This window comes from Niallia sp. Marseille-Q9988, assembly GCF_976954375.1.
In genome coordinates this window covers 308,572-330,858 of record NZ_CDRJSZ010000006.1, presented here as the reverse complement: position 1 = coordinate 330,858, position 22,287 = coordinate 308,572, and the positions used below count along the sequence as shown (strand labels likewise).

The following is a 22,287-nucleotide window of genomic DNA, read 5'->3' as shown; positions in this document are numbered from 1 at the left end:
TATAAAAAAAACTTAAAAAATAGGGAAAAACTCATTATTTCTCTCATTTTCTCATGTTTTCGACCGAATTCGATACATTTCATCATTTTGTCGAAAAATCTTTATATCAATATTATACCCCACTTCTTTGCATAGAAAAAGAATACATCTAAATTAACTTCTTTTTACCTAAACACTTCTTTTTCTGGAAGAAAAAATTATGACTTTTTTATGAATATATTCTTGTTGAGTTGTTACTTTAACGGTATTATTAAAGTTGGACAAAAAGCATTAATTTTTTTGGGCCAACTTATCTGTTATTTTCAGATAAAAGCTTAGCACAATGGTAAAAGTACTTGTGCTTTTTAATTTGCTCAATGATAGAAAGGATTTTTATATGGAGAATGCAACGAATGAAGTAAAACCTACTTTTAAAATACTATGGAAGCTAACAAGACCGCATACGTTAACTGCTTCCTTTGTACCTGTTTCCATTGGTACGGTTTTATCTTTCCCACACGCCTCAACAAAATGGGGTTTATTTTTTGCCATGATGTTCGCTTGTTTGATTATTCAAATAGCAACCAATTTATTCAATGAGTACTATGATTATGTAAGAGGCATTGATACTGCTGAGTCAGTAGGAATTGGTGGAGCCATTGTACATCATGGAATGAAACCAAAATTAGTTTTAAATATGGCAATTAGCCTATATGTTATTGCATTACTTTTGGGTATTTATATTTGTTCCCAAACTAGTTGGTGGATTGCTTTAGTCGGCTTACTTGGCATGGCAATTGGTTATTTGTACACTGGAGGGCCACTCCCAATTGCTTATACCCCATTTGGCGAGGTCTTTTCTGGTATTTGTATGGGATGTATCTTTATCCTTATTTCATTTTATATCCAGGCTGGTGAAATCAATCAAGAAAGTATAATGATTTCTGTACCAATCGCAATTCTCATTGGTGCAATTAATTTATCAAATAATATTAGAGATATCGAAGAGGATACTTTAGGTGGAAGAAAAACAATTGCTATCCTAATCGGTTTTAATAAGGCAGTCAATCTGCTTGCGGCATTATTTATTCTATCCTATTTATGGGTTGTTATCTTTGTTGCTTTCGGCATTTTTAGTCCTTGGCTATTAATAGTATTACTAAGCTTTAAGAAGCCGCTTGAAGCAATTAAAGGCTTTAGAGGTGATAAAAGCCAAACACCGATTGCTATGAAAAACACAGGATTGACGAATACAATGTTTGGATTGTTTATTACTGTTGGTTATTTATTTGATTTCATTATGCAAAATATGTAAATTCAAAAAGTATCATGGAAAGGATGAATAAAACTCCTTTTCATGATACTTTTTGTTTTTGTTGTTGCCCGTTTTTTCTATGACGCTTTTTGACCTTTTTCGTATATATCAATTCCTGCTTCATTTAACATCCATTCAATGTGAACTCCATAGCCACTAGTTGGATCATTTACAAAGACGTGGGTAACTGCTCCAATTACTTTTCCATCTTGGATAATTGGACTACCACTCATACCTTGGACAATCCCACCTGTTTTACTTAATAATTCTTTATCTGTTACTTTAATAACTAATCCTTTTGTAGCAGGATATTTTTGTGGTACAGAGCTTACTACTTCGATATCAAAAAGCTTCACCTGATCATTATCTACGACCGTTAGTATTTGTGCTGGTCCTTCTTTTACTTGGTCTGATAATGTAATCGGCATTGGCTCGTCCATGATTCCATTTTTAATGTTTTTATTTAGTTCCCCAAATATTCCAAAAGGACTATTTGTTTTAATGTCCCCGATAACTTCTTTATCTTCTGAAAATCTTGCTAATTTTTCACCTGGATTGCCATTACTGCCTTTTTCAATACTTGTTACAGTAGAACGCAGTACTTCTCCATCATCCACAACTATTGGTTTTTTTGTATCCATATCTGATATCACATGACCTAAAGCCCCATATTTCATGGAATCAGGGTGATAAAAAGTCATTGTTCCTATCCCTGCTGCTGAATCTCTTATATAAAGCCCTAATTTAAATGTGTTGTCCCCTTTTTCTTTAAGCGGCATTAACTTGGTTTTAAATTCTTTCTTCTCTCTTTTAACTGTTAAATCTAATGGTTTATTTTCTTCGCCTGCTTTTTGAACAAATGGTGCAACATCTGCCATTTTTTCGATTTTCTGTCCATTTATTTCAACAATCATATCGCCAACTTTGATCCCAGCTTTTTCGCCAGGCGATTGTTTTGCTTCTTCTGTATTAACTTGGTGATGCCCAACCACCAGTACGCCAACTGTATTTAATTTTACCCCGATGGATTGACCACCAGGAATGACTTTAAAGTCTTTTAGAACATTCACATCCACTTTTTTTATCGGAAAACCCGCTAGCTCAAGCATCATCTCTTCTTTCCCACTTACTTTTCCTTGCAAAGAAAGTTTGCCTTTTTCCTGGCTTAATGCAACAACCGAATCTTCGTCTGCTACATTTGCTGTCACAGGAATCGCCTCACTATTGTTGATTTCCATCGATTGCCCCTCAAACAATGTAATGCTTTTGGGAATATGAAGATATTCTTGAAATGATTGATTACATACTAAAGATATTAATGAAACAAGGAGAATCCCACCAATTATTTTTCTAAGGATATCACTTTTCAATTCTCTTCACTCTCCTCGCTTCTTTTCACCACGACTTCTCCCGGCTACATTTATAACTTTGCCTGTATGAGCCTCATTTATAACTGTTAAAAATTTTAAATACCTACCCATATTGGATAGCTTTGTCAATTTTTTCAACATTAACTGTATTTCACAATTTCTTAAAAAGAATAAGGACCACCCGTGAGAACGGGTGGTTTTCTCTGCGGCTGAAAGCCTTTGTTACTGACCAAACCCTAAAGGGCTACTGAAAGGTTCGCCATTTGTACTACTTCTACTGGCCAGACCTCAAAGGCCTTCTCTCCTAATTATTTCGTTTCTTTTTCTTCACTTCTTCCCCTGTAAATGGATCAATATATTCCATTATCGTTAATTGTTCTGCGACTATATCATCTTGTATTTGATTACGTATATATTCTTCTATTACCTTTTTGTTTCTTCCTACCGTATCTACATAATATCCTGTACACCAAAATTTTCGATTTCCATATTTATATTTCAGTTGTGCATGTCGATCAAATATCATCAAGCTACTTTTTCCTTTTAGATATCCTACAAATGCTGATACACTTAATTTTGGCGGAATACTCACTAACATATGTACGTGATCCTTACACGCTGTTGCTTCTATTATCTCCACGCCTTTCCTCTCACACAAGGTACGTAAGATTTGTCCAATATCTTTCTTTATTTTCCCGTAAATTATTTGTCTTCTATATTTTGGTGCAAATACTATGTGATACTTACAATTCCAAGTTGTGTGTGCTAAACTATTATTGTCTTTTGACATAAGGACTTCCTCCTGGCTATTTATTTTCGGTTGGCGAACCAAAAATATTTTAGCACCTTGAGGAAGTTTTTTTAATACCACGCTGTAAGCTTTTTGGAACCCTAGGCATAGCCCAGGGTTTTCTTTTCTATAATAAAATAAAACCTCTGCACATATACAGAGGTTTTACGTGTCTATACTTTATTCTTAGCTTTTTGCGCTAATTTTAACAGTTCTTTTGCATGTTTTTTTGTTAATTCGGTAATTTCTGCTCCAGAAATCATTCGTCCTATCTCTTTTATCTTATCTTGCTGAACCAATGGGGTAACAGATGTAGAGGTTCTACCGTCTTCTATTTTTTTCGCAATAAATAAATGAGTATCTGCCATTGCAGCTACTTGAGGCAAGTGGGAAATGCATAATACTTGCGAATCGACTGAAACATGATGAATTTTTTCGGCAATCGCTTGAGCTACTCTTCCACTTACACCAGTATCTACTTCATCAAATATTATAGAAGTGACGCCTTGATGCTTAGAGAAAATGCTCTTTAGTGCAAGCATCATTCTCGATAGCTCTCCACCAGAAACGATTTTCGATAATGGCTTAAGAGGTTCACCAGGATTTGTGGAAATATAAAATTCTACCTCATCTATTCCTTTTTTCGTGACATTATTTTCATTAGCATTTATTCTTACTTCAAAAACTGTTTTTTCCATGTATAGCTCTTTTAGTTCTTGATGAATACTATTTGTTAGACGCTCTGCCGCTTTTCTTCTTAAAACATGCAGTTCCTTTGCTTCTACTAATAAATCTTTTTTTAGGGAAGCTAATTCGCGCTCTAATAAATCAATATGTGTCTCTTTATTTTGTATGGTTTCTAGTTCTTCTTCAATTTTAGCAGCATATTCTAAAATCTCCGATACCGTTTTGCCATATTTCCGCTTTAATGTATTAATTTCATTTAACCTTGCTTCAATTTCATTTAATCTTTCTGGGTCATATTCTAAATAATCTAAAGCACCCCGCATCTGTCTTGCAATATCTTCTAAAATATAATAACTATTGGAAACAGATTCAGCCATATCTTTATATTCAGTATCTAAGCTTGCAGCTTCCTCCATATTTCCCATTACTTCCCCAAGCCAATCCAAGCCCTTTTGTTCCCCTCTAAGAGCTGTATAGCCTGTTTGAATGCTATCATATATTTTTTCAAAATTACTTAACTTCTTTTTTTCTTCCAACAATTCTTCATCTTCATTTAATTTCAAATGAGCACTTTCAATTTCATTAAACTGAAATTGCAGTAAATCAAGCCTTTGTGCCATTTGCTGCTCATTTTCTGTTAAGTTCATTAATTTTTTTTGCGTTTGTGTATAAGAACGATAAATTTCTTCATATTCTTCCAAAACAGGAGCCAATTCTCCCATTGCAAAAGTATCCAATAATTGTAAATGTTTCGTTTCGTCCATTAATTCCTGATGTTCATGCTGTCCATGTATATCAATCAGTGTGGACCCTATTTCTCGTAAAACAGAAATCGTAATTAGTTTTCCATTTATTCGACAAACACTTTTACCAGATAGCGCAATATCTCTTCTTAATACAATTGTACCTTCATCTATATCTATTCCAAATTCATTCATTTTTCGAAAACATGGATGACCATCTTCTATATAAAATAATCCTTCAATTTCTGCCTTCTCTTCTCCATGTCGAACAAATTCGGCAGAACCACGGCCACCAACTAACAAATTAATTGCATCAATGATAATGGATTTCCCTGCACCTGTCTCACCAGTTAGTACAGTAAGTCCTTTATTATAGGAAATGGATAGACTATCTATGATTGCAAAATTTTTAATCGATAATTCACTTAGCAATTAATGTCCCCCCAAATTAAAGCATATCAAGAAAACGATCGCTAATTCTCTTGCCTTCTTCAGCAGAGCGGCAAATGATTAGACATGTATCATCTCCACATATTGTACCTAGTATTTCATCCCAATCTAAATTATCAATTAATGCACCAATGGCCTGTGCATTCCCAGGCAAAGATTTTAGAACGAGCAAATTTTCTGCTGAATCGATTTTAACAAAGGAGTCCATCAGCATTCTTTTTAATTTCTGCAATGGATTAAATCGTTGGTCAGCAGGAAGGCTATATTTATATCTACCATCTTGAAGGGGCACTTTAACTAAATGTAATTCTTTAATATCCCTTGAAACAGTAGCTTGTGTTACATTATAGCCGGCACTTTTCAATTCATCTACTAATTCATCTTGCGTTTCTATATCATTATTTGTAATAATTTCTCTTATTTTTATATGCCTTTGACCCTTATTCATATTTTCCATCCTTTATAGTGGTTATCATTTCATTATGTATAATGTTTATTGCTCTTTATATAAAAGTATTTGTTTCCTTTTATTCGTTCATTCGATTTTTTTAGACATTTTCCTTCTATCTTATTTTACCGTGTTTGTTCGCCTTTTTACAAGAACAAAGAATAAAACAACATTACTTTTGTATCTTCTATTGTACAGCAAAAAGGGTTAGCCAACATAAGAGATCTTCTACTAGCATTATTGTACTAGTTCTCTTCATGTAGTCAAACCCTTCTACCATTTGCTTATTTATCGGTTTCTTTATTTGCCTTCAATTCAGCGTGTGCCGCTTCCACAGTCTCTTTTATTTGATAAAAATGCTCATGTTTCTCCTCGCGTTCATCCCAATGAAGATGAAGCAAAAATTCAATGTTGCCATCACCGCCAGTTATAGGAGAAAAGGACAGATTTTTTATGATATATCCTTCTTTTTTCGAAAAATCGATTATTTTTTCTAAAACAGACTCATGGACTTTTCGATCTCTGACAATTCCTTTTTTCCCAACTTGTTCTCTTCCCGCTTCAAATTGCGGCTTCACTAAAGCAATGACATCACTGCCTGAAACTAATAATGTTTTTAACACAGGCAATATTAGCTTTAAAGAAATAAATGAAACATCAATAGAAGCAATATTCGGCATTTCTCCTACTAAATCAGCAGGAGTTACGTAACGGAAATTCGTTCTTTCCATAACAATTACACGCTCATCCTGTCTTAGCTTCCACGCTAATTGGTTATAGCCTACATCTAAGGCATACGATTGCTTTGCTCCGTTTTGCAAAGCACAATCAGTAAATCCTCCGGTAGAAGAGCCGATATCAAGCAATACTTTATCTTTCATGTTGACATCAAATACTTTGAGTGCCTTTTCCAACTTTAAGCCGCCTCTTGAAACATACTGCAGCGTCTTTCCTTTTACTGTCAGCTTAGCATCGGCATTTATTTTTTCACCTGGTTTATCCAGTCTATTTTCCTCACAATAAACAATCCCTGCCATCACAGCACGTTTTGCCTTTTCCCTTGTTTCAAATAAACCTTGTTCCACTAATAATACATCTATTCTTTCTTTCTTCATGAATGCTCTAAGCCCTCTTTTGTTTATTTCTTGCAATCGCTAAAAGTCTATTTACTACTTCTTCTTTTGTTAAATTAATTTCTTCTAATAAAGAATGGACATCACCATGTTCAATAAATTGGTCAGGAATTCCCATACGATCGATTACATTTGCGCCATAGCCATGATCGTGTGCATATTCTAAACAATAACTTCCAAATCCACCTTGCAGAATTGCTTCTTCTAATGTCAATATTGGAATTTGTTTTTTTAATAAATCCGTTAACATTGCTTCATCTAATGGTTTGATAAATCGCGCATTGACGACTTTCACGTGTATGCCTTGGGCTTCCAGCTGATTTGCTGCCTCCATTGCCATTTCAATGGTTGTTCCAAAAGTAAGGATTGCGGCGTCAGATCCCTCTCTTAACACTTCCCATGTACCGATTGGAATCGTTTTTAATGCAGAATCTAGCTCTACCCCAATTCCATTTCCGCGAGGGAAACGCATTGCAATTGGTCCATCATTATACTTGATTGCCGTATTTACCATATGCTGCCCTTCATTTTCGTCTTTCGGCATCATTAAAACTAAGTTTGGCATATGACGTAAAAATGCAATATCATAAATCCCTTGATGCGTTTCTCCGTCTGCACCGACTAAGCCTGCACGGTCAATTCCGATAAACACATTTAAATTTTGACGGCACACATCATGAAGCATTTGATCGTATGCACGTTGTAAAAATGTAGAATAAATCGCTAAAAATGGCTTCATTTTTTGTGTTGCCAGTCCAGCTGCTAATGTAACAGCATGCTGTTCTGCTATTCCAACATCAAGCATTCGATTTGGGAATTCTTTTGCAAATGATTCTAATTTTGAACCAACTGGCATCGCAGGTGTAACAGCAACGATTCGTTCATCTGTTCGCGCCAATTTCAAAACAGTATCACTTACTAGTTTACTCCAGGCAGGTGCCGTAATAGTCGGCTTTACAAAATCTCCTGTCTCAATCTTATATGGACCTGTTCCGTGCCATGTGCCAATTTTATCTTTTTCAGCAGGAGAGAATCCTTTCCCTTTTTTCGTAATTACATGTAATAATACTGGTCCAGAAGTTTTCTTTGCATAATTTAATTGTTCAAATAAGTCTTCGAAATCATGTCCATCAACTGGCCCTAAATAAGTAAAGCCTAACTCTTCAAAAAACACACCAGACACTAATAAATACTTTAAACTATCTTTAATTCTTTCAGCAGTGGCTGCCATCTTACCACCGACTGCAGGAATTTTCTTTAAAAGCATTTCTAATTCATCTTTAACCCATTGATACTTGCCAGCAGTTCTTAATCTTCCCAATACTTGATGAAGGGCACCGACATTTGGGGCAATCGACATTTCGTTATCATTAAGAATCACAATCATATTTTTCTTTTCATCACCGATATGATTAAGTGCTTCAAGGGCCATTCCACCTGTTAAGGCTCCATCCCCAATAATCGGAATAATATAAGAGTCTTCCTTTTTCAAATCGCGAGCTACTGCCATTCCCATTGCTGCCGATAAAGATGTGGAGCTATGGCCTGTTTCCCATACATCATGCTCACTTTCATTCATTTTTGGAAAACCGCTCATCCCCTTGTATTGTCTAAGGGTATCAAAATCTTTTGCTCGACCAGTTAAAATTTTGTGTACATAGGATTGATGCCCTACATCCCATAGCATTTTATCCTTTGGACTATCAAAGCATTTATGAAGTGCAAGTGTTAATTCGACTACTCCTAAATTTGGACCAATATGGCCACCAGTTAGAGAAAGTTGATTAATTAAAAAGTGACGGATATCTTCGCTAAGGCTCTTGAGCTCCTCATTGGATAATCCTTTTAAAAATGCTGGATTTTCAATTGACATTAAATCCATTAGGTAACAACTCACTTTCGTTCAGTTATAACCAATAGTCAATATTTCTTAAATGACTATATTGGTATATCTTCCTTCCATTTAACCATTTTCATTTCTTTTTCGCCAAAGATTGTATTTTATATTAGAATACCTTATTTTATAAAAAAAACCTAATTTATTCTTATTATTAAGTATGTATTATACCATTCATTCCCCCATAATAGTAGTAATTCTACATAGTTAAATGAATGAAATGAAGCGCTAAAAAGAAGGATGCCTCCAAATGGAACACTCCTCTTGCACAAATATAGAGGTTTATACTTCTATAAAATGCATAAGTGTTGTCAAATATGCTGGAGACACCCTGGTCATCTGATTCTCTATTCTTATTTTCCTATATAGTTCCGAGAAAGCCTTTAAATGTTTTAAGGAAGATATAATTAATTATTTCTATAGGCAATTAAATCTGTAATCTTTTCTAAGATTGCACTATCTATAGGCAAGCTTTCAAGAAGACCTTTTGCTTGTCTGATATGCAAATCTAATTCACTTTTCGCTCCATCCATTGTGAGTATTTTTGGATAGGTACTCTTGTGATTACCCATATCACTTCCAATTGGCTTTCCAATAAGCTCTTCATCACCCTCTAAATCTAATATATCGTCTCGAATTTGGAAGGCTAAACCTAAATGATAAGCAAATTGCTTTAGCTGCTTTATTTCAGTGTTATTAGCACCTGCTAATTTTGCACCAATTATAATGCTAACCTCTAGTAGCTTTCCTGTTTTATGTAGGTGGATTTGCTCAAGCTCTTGTTGATTTAAGGTTTTATTTTCCCCTTCAATATCCGCAACTTGTCCACCCACCATGCCTTCTGCACCAGCTGCTTCTGCTAAAAGACCGATTGTCGCGAGTATCGTTTCTGCAGGAATATTTTGTTGCTTCATATTCGCCATTATTTGAAAGCTGTAGGTAAGTAGGGCATCTCCTGCCAAAATTGCAATTGCCTCCCCGTATACTTTATGATTTGTTGGTAGACCTCTTCGTAAATCGTCATCATCCATACTTGGCAAATCATCGTGAATCAAGGAGTAGGTATGTATCATCTCAATTGCTATTGCTGGTAATAACCCGATAAGTGGATCTTTTCCATACGCCTGTATAGTTGCAAACAAAAGTAATGGTCGAATTCTTTTTCCACCCGCGTTTAAGGAATAGAGCATCGAATCTTTTAAGTTAGCTGGTGCTGCTAGCTTTTCTACATTTTTCTTTAATTCCTTTTCCAATATATCCTTATAGTTGCTTGTAAATGCTGACAAAGAGATATTATTCAAGCTTTATTCCTCCTCAGCAATCGAAAACGGTTGTTTTTTTCCATTCTCTAAAACGACTTCCGCTAATTGTTCTTCCACATTTTTCAATTTTTCATGACAATATTTAGAAAGCTCCATTCCTTTTTTATACGTGTTAATTGCCTCTTCTAACGGAACGTCTCCCTCTTCTAGTTTTTCAACGATTCTCTCTAATTCTTCCATCGCTTCTTCAAAAGATGGATTTTTTTCTGAATTGGTTGCCAAAATCTATCTCTCCTTTACCGCAATAATTTCTGCTTCTACCATTCCATCAGCCAGGTTTAACTCAATCTGATCCTTAGGCTTGACTTGTTTAATACTTGCTATTAACTTCCCGTGATGATCGTATGCTACATTATAGCCTCTTTCCATTATTTTCAGCGGACTTAATGCATCCATCTTCCCAATTTTCGAAAGAAAAGCTTGTCTTTTTGCTTGCAGAATAAGCTCCGTATTACGAACTAGATTTTTTTGTAAGCTAGCTAAATCTTGATTGGCCTTCTTGATATAATGATTAGGGTGATTTCTAACAAGCTGCTTTTGTATTAATTCCTGTTGCATATGTTTCTGTTCAAGAACTCTTTGCACATTACGCGTTAATAATTCTGTCTGTTTATCTAGCTGCTCCATTTTTTGGTCATACAATACCTTTGGATAACGAAATGCATAGGAACGCTGAATTCTATTTAGACGAAGCTTCTGTAACTCAACTTTCTCTTTTATCCCTCTAATCAACCGACTTTGCCTTGTCAAAATACGCTCTACAAGTTCATCTATATGGGGTACAGCAAGCTCAGCTGCTCCAGTTGGAGTCGGCGCACGCATATCAGCAACAAAATCACAAATAGTAAAGTCTGTTTCATGACCGACAGCGGAAATTACTGGAATATTCGAAGTGTAAATGGCTCTGGCAACGATTTCTTCATTAAAAGCCCATAATTCCTCTATGGAACCGCCACCTCTACCTACTATGAGGACATCAATCAATGGAGAATCCTGTTCATTAGCTTGTTGAACAGCCTTTACAATAGAAGGAGCCGCTGTTTCTCCTTGCACTAGTGCTGGATAGATCATTATTTTTGCAATGGGATATCGTCTTTTAATTGTCGTAATAATATCTCTTATTGCAGCACCAGTTGGAGAGGTAATTACACCAATTGTTCTGGGATATTTAGGAATGGCTTTCTTATGATCTTGGCGAAACATGCCTTCTTGTTCCAATTTTGCTCTTAACTGTTCATAAGCCAAATAAAGTTGACCTATTCCGTCTGGCTGCATTTCTGAAACATACATTTGATATTGCCCGCTTGATTCATAAACTGTGATACTTGCTTTAATAAGTACTTTCATCCCATTTTCCGGCTTAAATTTCATTTGCTGATTATTTCGAGCAAACATAACTGCCAAAATCCTCGCCTTTTCATCTTTTAAGGTAAAATACATATGACCACTTGAATGCTGCTTAAAATTTGAGATTTCTCCTTTTACCATAATCTCATGCAAATGAGGATCTGCATCAAATTTCCTTTTTATGTATTTAGTCAATGCATGTACCGTTAAATAACGTGATTCCATTTATAAAAAACTCCTTTTACAGGATGGAAAAAGGGGTGTAGTATCCATACACCACATCCCTTTTCGTTCATGTTTATAGGTTATAGAAGGAAACAATTCAGGATGATATCAAATTTTTTGTTCTAGAAGGAAACAAAATTTGAATTGTCACATATTCATACTATTAATCAAACCATCGTTTCTCTTACTACTCTTGATTAGCTTTAATCTTAGATAATACACCGTTGACAAATCTACCAGATTGATCATCACCATAAAGTTTAGCAATCTCTACAGCCTCATCAATTGCTACATTTACAGGTACATCATCTGCTTGACTATACATAATTTCATACGTAGCAAGACGAAGAACATTACGGTCTACATTTGCGATTCTTTCTAGAGACCAATTTTCTAGGTATTGCTTTATCGTTTCATCAATAGATACTTGATGGCTTAATACACCATCCACTAATTTGGTAAGGTATAAATCTGATTTTTCTCCTTCTAAAACATGTTCTATTGCTGTTTCCTTATCTATATCACTAATATCAATTTGAAATAGTGCCTGTAAGGCCTTTTCTCTGGCAGTTCTTCTTTTCATTATTTATGGCTCCTTTAAAATCCTTCCATAGGTTTTTCAACCTATTTATCTATGCTACATGAATAATAGCATAAATAAAAACAAAACTCTATCTTACATGAAAAAAACCTAGCATTCTGTTCTTATTAACAGGTAATTTTCACAAAAACAAAGGCTGTCCAGGTTATCAGTAATAACTATCAAAGAGGAAGTCCCTTATTAATAGATATTTTGCTCTTACCTGTTCAGCCTTTGCTATTTAAACGCTATGCTATCGTTCCTTTGCCTGTGTCTTTACATCTCTTGCTGTAATTCAGCTTCTTGTTTTGCTGTTTCAAACTGAACTCCAACAATGTGAATATTAACCTCTTCTGTAACAAGTCCAGTCATATTAATTAATGTCTGACGAATATTATCTTGAATTTGCTGAGCTACTTGTGGAATAGATATACCAAAATTCATCACGCAATATACTTCCACTTTTATTCCTTCTTCACTGAGGTCAACCTTTATACCTTTGTTGTGTAATTTTTTACCAAACTTTTCCACTACTCCAGTTGCAAAATTGCTTCTCATTTGTGCTACACCTTCCACTTCAGAAGCAGCAATACTTGCAATAACCTCAATTACTTCAGGAGCAATTTCTACTTTACCTAACCCATTATACTCTTGGTTCATTTCTAAACTTGTTGTTTCGCTCATTACCTTTTCCTCCTTTTAATCTTCTGATTTCATTAAATCATACATTTCTAAAAACTTTGTGTTGAAGTTGCCTTCCACAAACTTTTCATGATTAAGGAGATTCAAGTGAAAGGGAATCGTGGTATCTACACCTTCGATCACAAACTCACTCAGCGCCCGTTTCATGCGGGAAATAGCTTCCTTTCTAGTTGACCCATATGCAATTACCTTAGCAATCATACTATCATAGTATGGTGGGATCGTATAACCAGGATAAGCAGCTGAATCAACACGTACTCCTAATCCGCCTGGTGGTAAATACATGTTAATCTTCCCTGGTGAAGGCATGAAATTCTTCGCAGGATTTTCTGCATTAATCCGACATTCTATTGCCCAACCAGTAAATGTAACATCCTTTTGTTTGTATTCTAGTGGTTTGCCTGATGCAACTAGTATTTGTTCTTTGATTAAATCAATACCTGTTACCATCTCTGTTACTGGATGCTCTACTTGGATACGCGTATTCATTTCCATGAAATAGAATGCTTGATTTTGATAGTCAAAGATAAATTCTACTGTTCCTGCACCTGTGTAGTTAACTGCTGCTGCAGCTTTAACTGCAGCATCTCCCATTTTCTCTCTCATTTCTTCTGTTAAAACTGGAGACGGTGTTTCTTCAAGAAGTTTTTGCAATCGACGCTGAATAGAACAATCTCTTTCTCCTAAATGAATAACATTTCCGTAATTATCTGCAAGTACTTGCAATTCTACATGGCGGAAATCCTCAATGTATTTTTCTAAATACACGCCTGCATTACCAAAGGCTGTTAAAGCTTCTTGTTGGGTAATATTTATTCCTTTAACTAGTTCTTCTTCTGTTTTAGCAACACGGATACCCTTACCACCGCCACCTGCCGTAGCTTTAATAATTACTGGATAACCTATTTCTTTCGCTAAAGTAATTCCTTCTTCTAAATCTTTAATAATACCTTGGGATCCAGGTACGATTGGAACACCAGCCTGACGCATTGTTTCTCTAGCAATATCTTTTGTCCCCATTTTATTAATAGCCTCTGGACTAGGGCCAACAAACGTGATTTTGCAATCTCTGCAAAGTTCAGCGAAATCAGCATTTTCTGCTAAAAATCCGTATCCTGGATGAATAGCATCACATCCAGTCAATGTTGCTACGCTGATTATATTTGTAAAATTCAAATAGCTATCCTTGGAAGCTTTTGGACCAACACAGTATGCTTCATCTGCGATTTGTACATGCAAAGCCTCACTATCTGCTTCTGAATAAATGGCTACAGTTTGAATATCTAATTCTCGACATGCTCTTATTATGCGGACAGCTATTTCGCCTCTATTTGCGATTAACAGTTTTTTTATCATTGACTAAACCCCTCTTTGTTACGCCTTTACTAGGAATAATGGTTCTCCGTACTCTACAAGTTCTCCATCTTTAACGAGGATTTCTACAATCTCCCCATCTACTTCTGCTGTAATCTCATTAAATAGCTTCATCGCTTCTACGATACATACAACAGAGTCTTTCGTCACTTTGTCTCCTACTTTTACAAACGCATCTGCGTCTGGAGAAGCTGATTGATAAAAAGTTCCTACCATTGGAGAAGTAATTTTATGTAAGTTTTCATCGATTGATTTTGCAGGTGTTTCTGCAACTACACTTTCAACTGCAACTTCTTTCGTTGTTGCTTCTTGTTGTTGAGTTGATTTTGTAATAACTGGCGCTGAAACTACTGTTTCGCCAACACTCTTCTTGATTTCGACTTTCACACCATCTTGTTCATATAAAAAATTACTAATAGTAGAATCATCTATTAATTTAATTAATTCTTTTACTTCTGAAATATTTAACATATAATTGCACCCCTTAAATCATTCTTTTAGGACTAGATACTAATATCATACGATAAGACCTTATGATAATTCAACAACCATCTTTAAAATATGACTTTTTTGCTACTATTACTTTCATTTTTTTCCTTTTATTATGTGAGTCGAAAGGGGATCTCCTCTCTTTCTACATACTTATCATACCACTATCTTTTTAAAATAACTAATCCAAGGTGTACAATTAAAAGAAAACGCTTACTATTATTATAGAGGTAAAAAGAGCAAAAATTAATTACTGTTAGAAGCTCTATTTTCTTCCTAATTTATTCTATTTCATTCTCTTTTTGAACACCTCTACTTAATTTGCTGACCAGTTACACACCTTATATTCCATTGTCTATTTTCCTGATTGTTTGGACAATCGCCTTACAAAAAAACTGTAGACACTTCCCAAAAAGTATCTACAGTTTCGCTAACTATTCATTATCTCTCATTTTCACAAATATTATTATTGTGGATCAATTTTTACTGCAACATTAGCGTTTGGTGCATCCATATTTTTGCGAACAAGCTGAACAATTTCATTCGCTGCTTCTGCGGATAATTCTTCTGCTTTTACGGTTACCTTCACTGTACCATCATCTGAGGTCTGTACAAGCACATCTTCATAATTTTCTGCTTTAATTAGGCTTTCCATAATCTTTTCATTATCTGTAATTTCCTGAAGCTCTTTAATCTTTTCTGTAGCTTCATTTTTTTCTTCTGCTGTTTTATCCTTTGAACCTTGAATGGTTACTAATTCTTCCTTCATCTTGTCACGCTGTTCCATTAAATCAAGTCTCATCTGTTCAAATACTGCTTCAGAGTCAGTTGTTGTAACAGTGCTTTCCCCGTTACTATCAGTAGCTGCTTCCTCTGCATCCTTCGTTGTTGCATTTTCTGTATTCTCATCTTCGCTAGTTGCAAGTTCATTTAATCGAGATTCTGGGGATGTGATATAGTAGACTGACAATACCACAACCAAACTTAACATCGTTAATAACCATACTGTTTGCTTTTTTAATAACATCTATTATTCCCCCTTAGTTTTGTTTAGGCTGTACAGAAACTCTATGGCTTGAAACATCTAACGCCCGAGTAACTGCCTCCACAATCATTGTTTTAACTTTTATATTTTCAGCTCCTTTTGCAACAACGAGTACACCAGCAATTTTAGGCTTCATCGTTTCCACTACAATTGGAACTTGTTTATCCCCATTGGGCACCAATACCACTGTTTCCTCATTCGATGTTTCTTCTACGCTTCTATTTCCTCCTTGTGTATCTTCTTCTTCTGTTTTTTGAATCGTTTGTGAATTATTTTTTTCATATATTTTTTTTTCAGATCCTTCTAAATTCACATAAACAATCGCATCTTTGACACCTGCTATTGCATTTATCGCTTCCTTAATTTGTTCCTTGTATTGTTCTTCATAATCAGCAATAGTTAAATTGCTGCTATCGGCTTTTTGTCCAAATGTTTCTTGAGCATTTTCAGAGGAAGCATCATTACTTAATGCGGAAACTTCTTGGGCGTTATTATTGTCCTTAAAAAACATGTTGCTTAAAAGCATAATGGCTACGCCAAACAATACAACGATGACAAGATAGGTGGCTTTTCCTTTTTTCTTTTCATCCCCGTCATTTGACAGTACATTTTTTAACCAGCTTAATGGCCCTTTGTCCTTGTTATCCATTTTTCTCCTCCTCCCCTCCTTCGTACATAATTACAATTGCATCATCTCGTACTTCCCATTTTTCGGAAAGAAAAGAAACAATACTTTCTGTATCCATTTGTTTCGATTCATTTTTGTCAAGAAGAGGTTGCTGTGTGTCAATTCGAACAGGGCTTACAGCTTCCACAACGTTTTGTGGATCCTTGCTTTCTTTCATATGAATAACCATTTCTGCTAAGTTTTCAGGAAACCCAACATCCTTCTCTTTGTCGATTGATAATTGAATCGAATTGATCTCCATTCCGTAATTTGCTATCAACTCCTCATTTGCATCCTCTTTTAATTGGACAGCCATTTTATTTAATGTATATTCATCAAGTGAGGCTTGTATTTCTCTTTTTTTCAATTCGATCGAATTATTCATATTTTTTTGTTCTGGCTCGCCGATCGCACTGGCAGTGAACACAGCTTCAAAGTCACTCGAAATCAGCTTAAATACAGGTGTCAATATAACAGTTATTAGTAATAATCCAGCGACCATCTTGGCATATTTCTGAAAGGTAGAGTTTGGCAATAGCATGTCCACAACAGTTGCTAGCAAAATAAACAGAATTATATTTGTAACCCACTCTGTAATAAAATTCATCCTTGCCCCTCCTTTCTACCTCACCATCATTGTTATATTACTTGCAACAATGATTACTGTTATACTTAGGAAAAACATAAGGGAAACGATTGCTAATGCTGCAAAGACATAGATAACACTCTTACTTATAACATCTAAGCATTTAATAACAGGTCCTCCGCCAATTGGCTGTAAAAGTGCTGCGGCAAATTTATAAATAAAAGAAATCATTAAAATCTTAATCGCAGGAAAGGCAACAAGTAGAAGGAGAATTACCACTCCTGCTATTCCAACCGTGTTTTTTAACAATAAGGAAGCATTTATAACTGTATCTGTTGCATCTGTAAACATTCGGCCTATAACCGGAATGAAATTTCCCGTTACAAATTTAGCTGTCTTAATCGTAATTCCATCCGTTATTGCTGACGATGCACCTTGGACGGAAATAACACCTAAAAATATAGTCAAGAAAGTTCCTAAGATCCCTATACTGATATTACGTAATAAATTAGCTAATTGTGTAACTTTGTATTGTTCTGATAGACTGCTTACGACGTGAAGTAAAGTTGATAAAAACAATAGAGGAAGCACAGTATATTCAATTAACATCCCACTTGTATTCATTAAAAAAAGAATAACGGGATGAAAGAAAGCTGCAGATATGGCTCCGCCTGAAGCTGCCATAAGCCCTAGCAATAAAGGAACTAGTGCTAATATAAAATTTGTCATATTCGATATTGCGTCACTAGCATAAGTAATTGCTACATGAAAGCTATTCAATGCGAGAATAATGATAACCATAAACACGATCGCATAGGCGACAGTACTAATAGAGCTTTTCTCAAACGAATTTTGGAGCATTTGCAGTAAAACACTAAATATAGTAAGCAAGATTAACGATCCTAATAATTTTCCATTTACTATAATTTCATGAAATGCAAATTGTAGCATGCCGTGAAAAAAGCCTTGTAAGTCAAAAGTTTTATTTCCTATCATAAAATCATATAGGCTTCCCTTTTGGCTTTCTGGCAAAAATCCACCATATTCTGTTTTAACCGAATCCCAAAATTCCGTTAATTCATTTAGATCTAATGACTCCAATTGTGATTCAACAAGTCTTGTTGGATCAACTCCTTCGTCATTTGTTTCTTCTAATGCTTCTGACTGTGGTACTTCTTGTGACTCATGAGGTGAGGCTTGTACAATCGGTTGATAGAGAAAAAAGATAGCTGCCATTATTAGTAGTACGACTTTCAACTTTGTTTTCAATTTTTCCACCTCGAAATAAACGGTTTCCTACTTAACTTGGAATCATATTTAAAATTGTTTCTACTAATACAGTCAATATTGGTACCGCCATTGCTAAAATCAAGATTTTTCCTGCTAGTTCAATCTTTGATGCGATAGAACCTTGTCCTGCATCTTTAGTAATTTGCACTGCAAATTCTGCTATATAGGCGATGCCAATAATTTTCAGAATTGTTTCTACGTAAACAGTGTTTACCCTTGCATTTAAAGCAATTCTTTCTACCATTTGGATAATTGCCGCTATTTGGTCAACAAGAAAAAGGAAAATTGCACAGCCAACAAACACAACTAATAAAAAGGCAATATTGGGCTTTTGTTCTTTTACCACCAATGCTAAAAAAGTAGAAATTAATGCAATTCCAACTATTTGAAGAATTTCAATGATGATATCCTCCTTTACCCTTGGAATAAAAATACGGCTTTTATCTTTTGAAACAAATCATTTACAATATTCGCTACCATAAATAGAATGTAAATAAATCCAAATAAGGTAACCCATTGTGCATACTCCTTCTTGCCAACTTGGTCGAGGATTGTGTGTAAAAAAGCTACGACGATTCCTACTCCTGCGATTTTGAATATAATATCGACCTCTAAGCCCATAAAAGTCTCCTCCTAAAAACTACATCAATAAAATGACAATCAGCAGACCGGACAGAAATCCTAAGCTTCTTACCATTTTTTCATATTTCCCTTGTATTTCTCTTGCCTCTTCTTCTTCTCTTTCTAAATGAGTCAGCGTAAGCATTATTTGCTTTTGTTGTGAAAAACGGTCGTGCCTGCCTAATGTTTCACCGAATTGCTTCATGATTTCTAATTCAGTATCTTTCATCGCCGTTTTTTTCCAAATATCATGTAAAGATAAACTCCACGCTTCTTTGACAGTTGTATCTTCTTTGATTAAGCGCTCCGCAAAACTTCCAAAAAAAGAACTTAGTGGATCACTTAATTGTTCTGCTAATCTTCTGGAAGCTTCATGTAAGGGGGTATGTCCATACATAATCTCCGCCTCTAATGATTGAAGTGCTGATTTTAGTGCCCTTATTTGCTTTGGTCTTTGGCTTAATAGTTTTGAAAATTCCATTCCACCCCAACTTGTTGAAGCAAGAATCAAGATAGCGCCAATTATTTTCACCATTTATTTCACCTTCATTTCATCCATTAATAAATGGCCTTGTCCATTTCTTATTGCTGTTACTGTGCCAGGACCCTTCTTTCTATTTAATTCAATATAGCGTTCAAATATGCCCATTTTTATCATCCTAGAAAGCATCGGTCGTTTTTTTACTTCTTCCAAGCTTGATCCATGTGTTGTCATTACTAATTGAATACCAGCATTAACAGCTTCTAGGATTGCTTCTTCATCTTCTTTTCGACCTACCTCATCTACAATCAGAACATCTGGGCTCATGGAACGAATCATCATCATCATTCCTTCCGCTTTTGGACAAGCATCCAGAACATCTATGCGTTGGCCAAACGTCATTTGAGGTATTCCATCCATACACCCTGCAATTTCGGATCGTTCATCCACAATCCCTACTTTCGCTGGCTTACGTAATGAATGCTCCTCTTCAGATGAAATTAATCTAGCTATATCTCTTAATAAGGTCGTTTTCCCGGTCTGCGGGGGTCCAATAATCATCGTATGCCGCCATTTTCCTTTATCATATAAATAGGGAATGTATGGATTAGCTATTCCGATCTTCTCCTTTGCAATACGAATATTGAAAGAAGCTACATCCCGTATTGCCTTTACTTTGCTATCTTGCAAAATAACTCTGCCCGCAAGTCCAACACGATGCCCACCTTGAACAGTGATATAACCTCTTTTCAATTCTTCTTCCATTGTATAAACCGAGTATCGACTTATTTTATTTAGTAATTGGTTCCCATCCTCTTTCGAAACAATAAATGGAAAAAAGATAGAATGTCCATTTATAAATACTTCTAAAGGTCTGCCTATCCGAACTCGAATCTCTTCCATATCTAATCTTTCAGATGGAGGGATTGTGAGTATTTGATTTTCAATAGATTTAGGCAAAAAAGAATAGATAGTATTCACAAAAAATTCCTCCTTTGCTATAAGATTTCTGCTTTTTTTCAGCTTTTCATTGATTTTATTGGTTGTAAATTTGCAAAGTTAATTCTGGCTGCTATTCATTATTCATATACAGAAGAAAACTTCCCTCCACATAACATACATAGGATGACTTATTAAAATGTATGCTCGTCTACCTTTTTTATGTCATTTCCTGTTTGATTCCTTTATTTTTATACATGTAATTTATTTAAGAACCTCGCAAAGATAGGTAAATAGGGATTAAAAAATGCTTTTTTTCAAAAGCTATACAAGATTAAACGTCAAACGCCTAGGAGGATAAAGATTTGAAAAAGCTACTTTTCGTTTTCCTTTCCATTAGTTTAGGGTTCTTCCTTTCTGTTCAACCAGTTGTAGATAAGCCCGCTTTAAGCAAAGAACAAAAGGATACACCTAAAAATGTTATATTGCTCATAGGAGATGGTATGGGTATCGGGCAAATGGAGATTGCTCGCTTATTGGAGCATGGAGTAAAAGGAAAACTTTTTATGGAAACACTCCCCTACACAGCGATTGTCCATACATCCTCCAGCAATAATCGGGTTACTGACTCTGCAGCCGGGGGAACTGCTCTTGCGATTGGACAGAAAACGAATAATGGGATGATTGGCATTACACCAAATGGAAAAAACGAAGACAGCATTTTAGATATATTTAAAAAGGAGGGAAAAAGAACAGCAATAATTACTACTAATTCGGTAACAGATGCAACACCAGCAAGCTTTACTGCAAGTGTCAATAATAGATGGGCAGACCAAGAGGAAATTGCCAAGCAACAATTAAGCAATAAAGTAGATATCATTATGGGAGGAGGTAAAAAATACTTTACTCGAAAAGATAAAAGAGGGATTGACCTGATTGATGCATACAAAAACTCAGGGTATCGTTATATTTCAACTGCAGATCAATTAAAAAAAACAAATTCGAATAAAATTCTTGGGCTTTTTGGAGATGCTCACTTAAATTTTCAATTAGATCGTGAACTACTCAAAACAACAGAACCAACCTTACAGGAAATGACTAAAAAAACACTCGATATTCTATCAAAAGACGAGAAAGGTTTTTTTGCCATGATTGAAGGAGGTCGTATTGACCACGCCTCCCATGCATCCGATATTACAGGAATATGGAAAGAAACAATTGCCTTCGATGAAGTGGTTAAATACTGTGTGGAATGGGCTAATAAACAACAAGATACATTAGTTGTTGTTGCCGCTGACCACGAAACGATGGGGGTTTCTGCCACTGAAGCAATGGATATAAATGCACTTAAAAACATTACTGCATCTCCTCATTACATGGCTCAGCAACTAACGAAGAAAAAAACAAGTAATCACTATACGGAAAAAAGTATACGAAAGGTCTTTAAAGACTATGCAGCAATGGATATAACTAATGAAGAGCTTGCCAAATTTCAAACAAACAAATTACCGAAGAAAGAACAAGTCTATCGCGAGCAACAAATCGACTGGCAAATTGGAAGTATTATTGCGAACCATTACCACGGCGGTATCCTCCAACCAGAAGTACAACAGCTTAGCACTACAGGGGGGCATACAAGTAATATGATTGTTGTTTTCGCATTTGGAATGGGGGCAGAAGAATTTCATGGGGTGTTAGATAATACCGATATTCCCAAGAAAATTGCCTCCATTATGGGCTATCCTTTTGCTAATTAATATGGTAAACATCCAAACGTAAATAATCACTTCAACATATTCTATCATGA

23 protein-coding genes are annotated in these 22,287 nt (G+C 35.3%); 2 read left to right on the top strand and 21 right to left on the bottom strand.

The window, feature by feature from the left end; translation table 11 throughout:
* The first annotated feature begins 376 nt into the window (after positions 1-376).
* Positions 377-1,294, top strand: a complete 918-nt coding sequence (locus ACWNMZ_RS13495; RefSeq protein ID WP_031535230.1) for a 1,4-dihydroxy-2-naphthoate polyprenyltransferase — start codon at positions 377-379, stop codon at positions 1,292-1,294.
* Positions 1,295-1,371: 77 nt separating this feature from the next.
* On the opposite strand, the gene spoIVB is transcribed toward ACWNMZ_RS13495, so the two are convergent.
* The 21 genes from spoIVB to spoIIIAA form a co-directional block, all read right to left on the bottom strand.
* Positions 1,372-2,664, bottom strand: coding sequence for a SpoIVB peptidase (spoIVB, locus tag ACWNMZ_RS13490; protein WP_031535232.1), 1,293 nt, complete (start codon positions 2,662-2,664; stop codon positions 1,372-1,374).
* A gap of 304 nt (positions 2,665-2,968) precedes the next feature.
* A complete protein-coding gene (gene tnpA, locus ACWNMZ_RS13485; RefSeq protein ID WP_235252072.1) occupies positions 2,969-3,454 on the bottom strand; it encodes an IS200/IS605 family transposase in 486 nt (161 codons plus the stop codon).
* 173 nt (positions 3,455-3,627) lie between these two features.
* Positions 3,628-5,316: a DNA repair protein RecN gene (gene recN / locus ACWNMZ_RS13480; protein WP_031535234.1), complete on the bottom strand. Its 1,689-nt coding sequence runs from the start codon at positions 5,314-5,316 to the stop codon at positions 3,628-3,630.
* Positions 5,317-5,332: 16 nt separating this feature from the next.
* The gene (gene ahrC, locus ACWNMZ_RS13475) at positions 5,333-5,782 is read right to left on the bottom strand and encodes a transcriptional regulator AhrC/ArgR (RefSeq protein WP_031535236.1); all 450 of its coding nucleotides are present in this window, start codon (positions 5,780-5,782) and stop codon (positions 5,333-5,335) included.
* Positions 5,783-6,066: 284 nt separating this feature from the next.
* Positions 6,067-6,897 carry a TlyA family RNA methyltransferase gene (locus ACWNMZ_RS13470; protein ID WP_031535238.1) on the bottom strand — a complete coding sequence of 277 codons (831 nt, stop codon included), beginning with the start codon at positions 6,895-6,897 and terminating at the stop codon, positions 6,067-6,069.
* A 7-nt stretch (positions 6,898-6,904) separates the two neighbouring features.
* Positions 6,905-8,797 (bottom strand): 1-deoxy-D-xylulose-5-phosphate synthase, encoded by a 1,893-nt coding sequence (gene dxs, locus ACWNMZ_RS13465; protein ID WP_031535240.1) that lies wholly within the window; start codon positions 8,795-8,797, stop codon positions 6,905-6,907.
* Between the two features lie 422 nt (positions 8,798-9,219).
* On the bottom strand, positions 9,220-10,113 hold the full coding sequence (locus ACWNMZ_RS13460) for a polyprenyl synthetase family protein (RefSeq protein WP_031535242.1): 894 nt from the start codon (positions 10,111-10,113) through the stop codon (positions 9,220-9,222).
* 3 nt (positions 10,114-10,116) lie between these two features.
* Positions 10,117-10,356 (bottom strand): exodeoxyribonuclease VII small subunit, encoded by a 240-nt coding sequence (gene xseB / locus ACWNMZ_RS13455; protein WP_031535244.1) that lies wholly within the window; start codon positions 10,354-10,356, stop codon positions 10,117-10,119.
* A 3-nt stretch (positions 10,357-10,359) separates the two neighbouring features.
* Entirely contained in the window at positions 10,360-11,706 is a 1,347-nt protein-coding gene (xseA, locus tag ACWNMZ_RS13450) for an exodeoxyribonuclease VII large subunit (RefSeq protein ID WP_031535246.1), read from the bottom strand.
* Positions 11,707-11,893: 187 nt separating this feature from the next.
* Positions 11,894-12,289: a transcription antitermination factor NusB gene (gene nusB / locus ACWNMZ_RS13445; RefSeq protein ID WP_031535248.1), complete on the bottom strand. Its 396-nt coding sequence runs from the start codon at positions 12,287-12,289 to the stop codon at positions 11,894-11,896.
* 273 nt (positions 12,290-12,562) lie between these two features.
* A complete protein-coding gene (locus ACWNMZ_RS13440) occupies positions 12,563-12,970 on the bottom strand; it encodes an Asp23/Gls24 family envelope stress response protein (protein ID WP_031535250.1) in 408 nt (135 codons plus the stop codon).
* 15 nt (positions 12,971-12,985) lie between these two features.
* Positions 12,986-14,344, bottom strand: a complete 1,359-nt coding sequence (gene accC / locus ACWNMZ_RS13435) for an acetyl-CoA carboxylase biotin carboxylase subunit (RefSeq protein WP_031535252.1) — start codon at positions 14,342-14,344, stop codon at positions 12,986-12,988.
* Positions 14,345-14,362: 18 nt separating this feature from the next.
* On the bottom strand, positions 14,363-14,833 hold the full coding sequence (gene accB / locus ACWNMZ_RS13430) for an acetyl-CoA carboxylase biotin carboxyl carrier protein (RefSeq protein ID WP_235252678.1): 471 nt from the start codon (positions 14,831-14,833) through the stop codon (positions 14,363-14,365).
* A gap of 484 nt (positions 14,834-15,317) precedes the next feature.
* Positions 15,318-15,878: a SpoIIIAH-like family protein gene (locus ACWNMZ_RS13425; RefSeq protein ID WP_235248086.1), complete on the bottom strand. Its 561-nt coding sequence runs from the start codon at positions 15,876-15,878 to the stop codon at positions 15,318-15,320.
* Between the two features lie 13 nt (positions 15,879-15,891).
* Complete coding sequence (gene spoIIIAG / locus ACWNMZ_RS13420) at positions 15,892-16,545, bottom strand: stage III sporulation protein AG (RefSeq protein WP_031535258.1); 654 nt, start codon at positions 16,543-16,545, stop codon at positions 15,892-15,894.
* Positions 16,538-17,170: a stage III sporulation protein AF gene (gene spoIIIAF, locus ACWNMZ_RS13415; RefSeq protein ID WP_031535260.1), complete on the bottom strand. Its 633-nt coding sequence runs from the start codon at positions 17,168-17,170 to the stop codon at positions 16,538-16,540. Before spoIIIAF ends, spoIIIAG begins: the two co-directional genes overlap by 8 nt.
* A 15-nt stretch (positions 17,171-17,185) precedes the next feature.
* Complete coding sequence (spoIIIAE, locus tag ACWNMZ_RS13410) at positions 17,186-18,418, bottom strand: stage III sporulation protein AE (protein ID WP_235248084.1); 1,233 nt, start codon at positions 18,416-18,418, stop codon at positions 17,186-17,188.
* Between the two features lie 31 nt (positions 18,419-18,449).
* Positions 18,450-18,845, bottom strand: a complete 396-nt coding sequence (gene spoIIIAD / locus ACWNMZ_RS13405; protein WP_031535265.1) for a stage III sporulation protein AD — start codon at positions 18,843-18,845, stop codon at positions 18,450-18,452.
* An 8-nt stretch (positions 18,846-18,853) separates the two neighbouring features.
* Positions 18,854-19,060 (bottom strand): stage III sporulation protein AC, encoded by a 207-nt coding sequence (gene spoIIIAC / locus ACWNMZ_RS13400; protein WP_016204918.1) that lies wholly within the window; start codon positions 19,058-19,060, stop codon positions 18,854-18,856.
* Positions 19,061-19,079: 19 nt separating this feature from the next.
* Positions 19,080-19,595, bottom strand: a complete 516-nt coding sequence (gene spoIIIAB / locus ACWNMZ_RS13395) for a stage III sporulation protein SpoIIIAB (RefSeq protein WP_031535267.1) — start codon at positions 19,593-19,595, stop codon at positions 19,080-19,082.
* A complete protein-coding gene (spoIIIAA, locus tag ACWNMZ_RS13390; protein ID WP_235248082.1) occupies positions 19,596-20,522 on the bottom strand; it encodes a stage III sporulation protein AA in 927 nt (308 codons plus the stop codon). It lies immediately after the preceding gene.
* Between the two features lie 323 nt (positions 20,523-20,845).
* Between spoIIIAA and ACWNMZ_RS13385 the strand changes: the two genes are divergently transcribed.
* Positions 20,846-22,237 (top strand): alkaline phosphatase, encoded by a 1,392-nt coding sequence (locus ACWNMZ_RS13385; RefSeq protein ID WP_235248081.1) that lies wholly within the window; start codon positions 20,846-20,848, stop codon positions 22,235-22,237.
* The last annotated feature ends 50 nt before the right edge of the window (positions 22,238-22,287 follow it).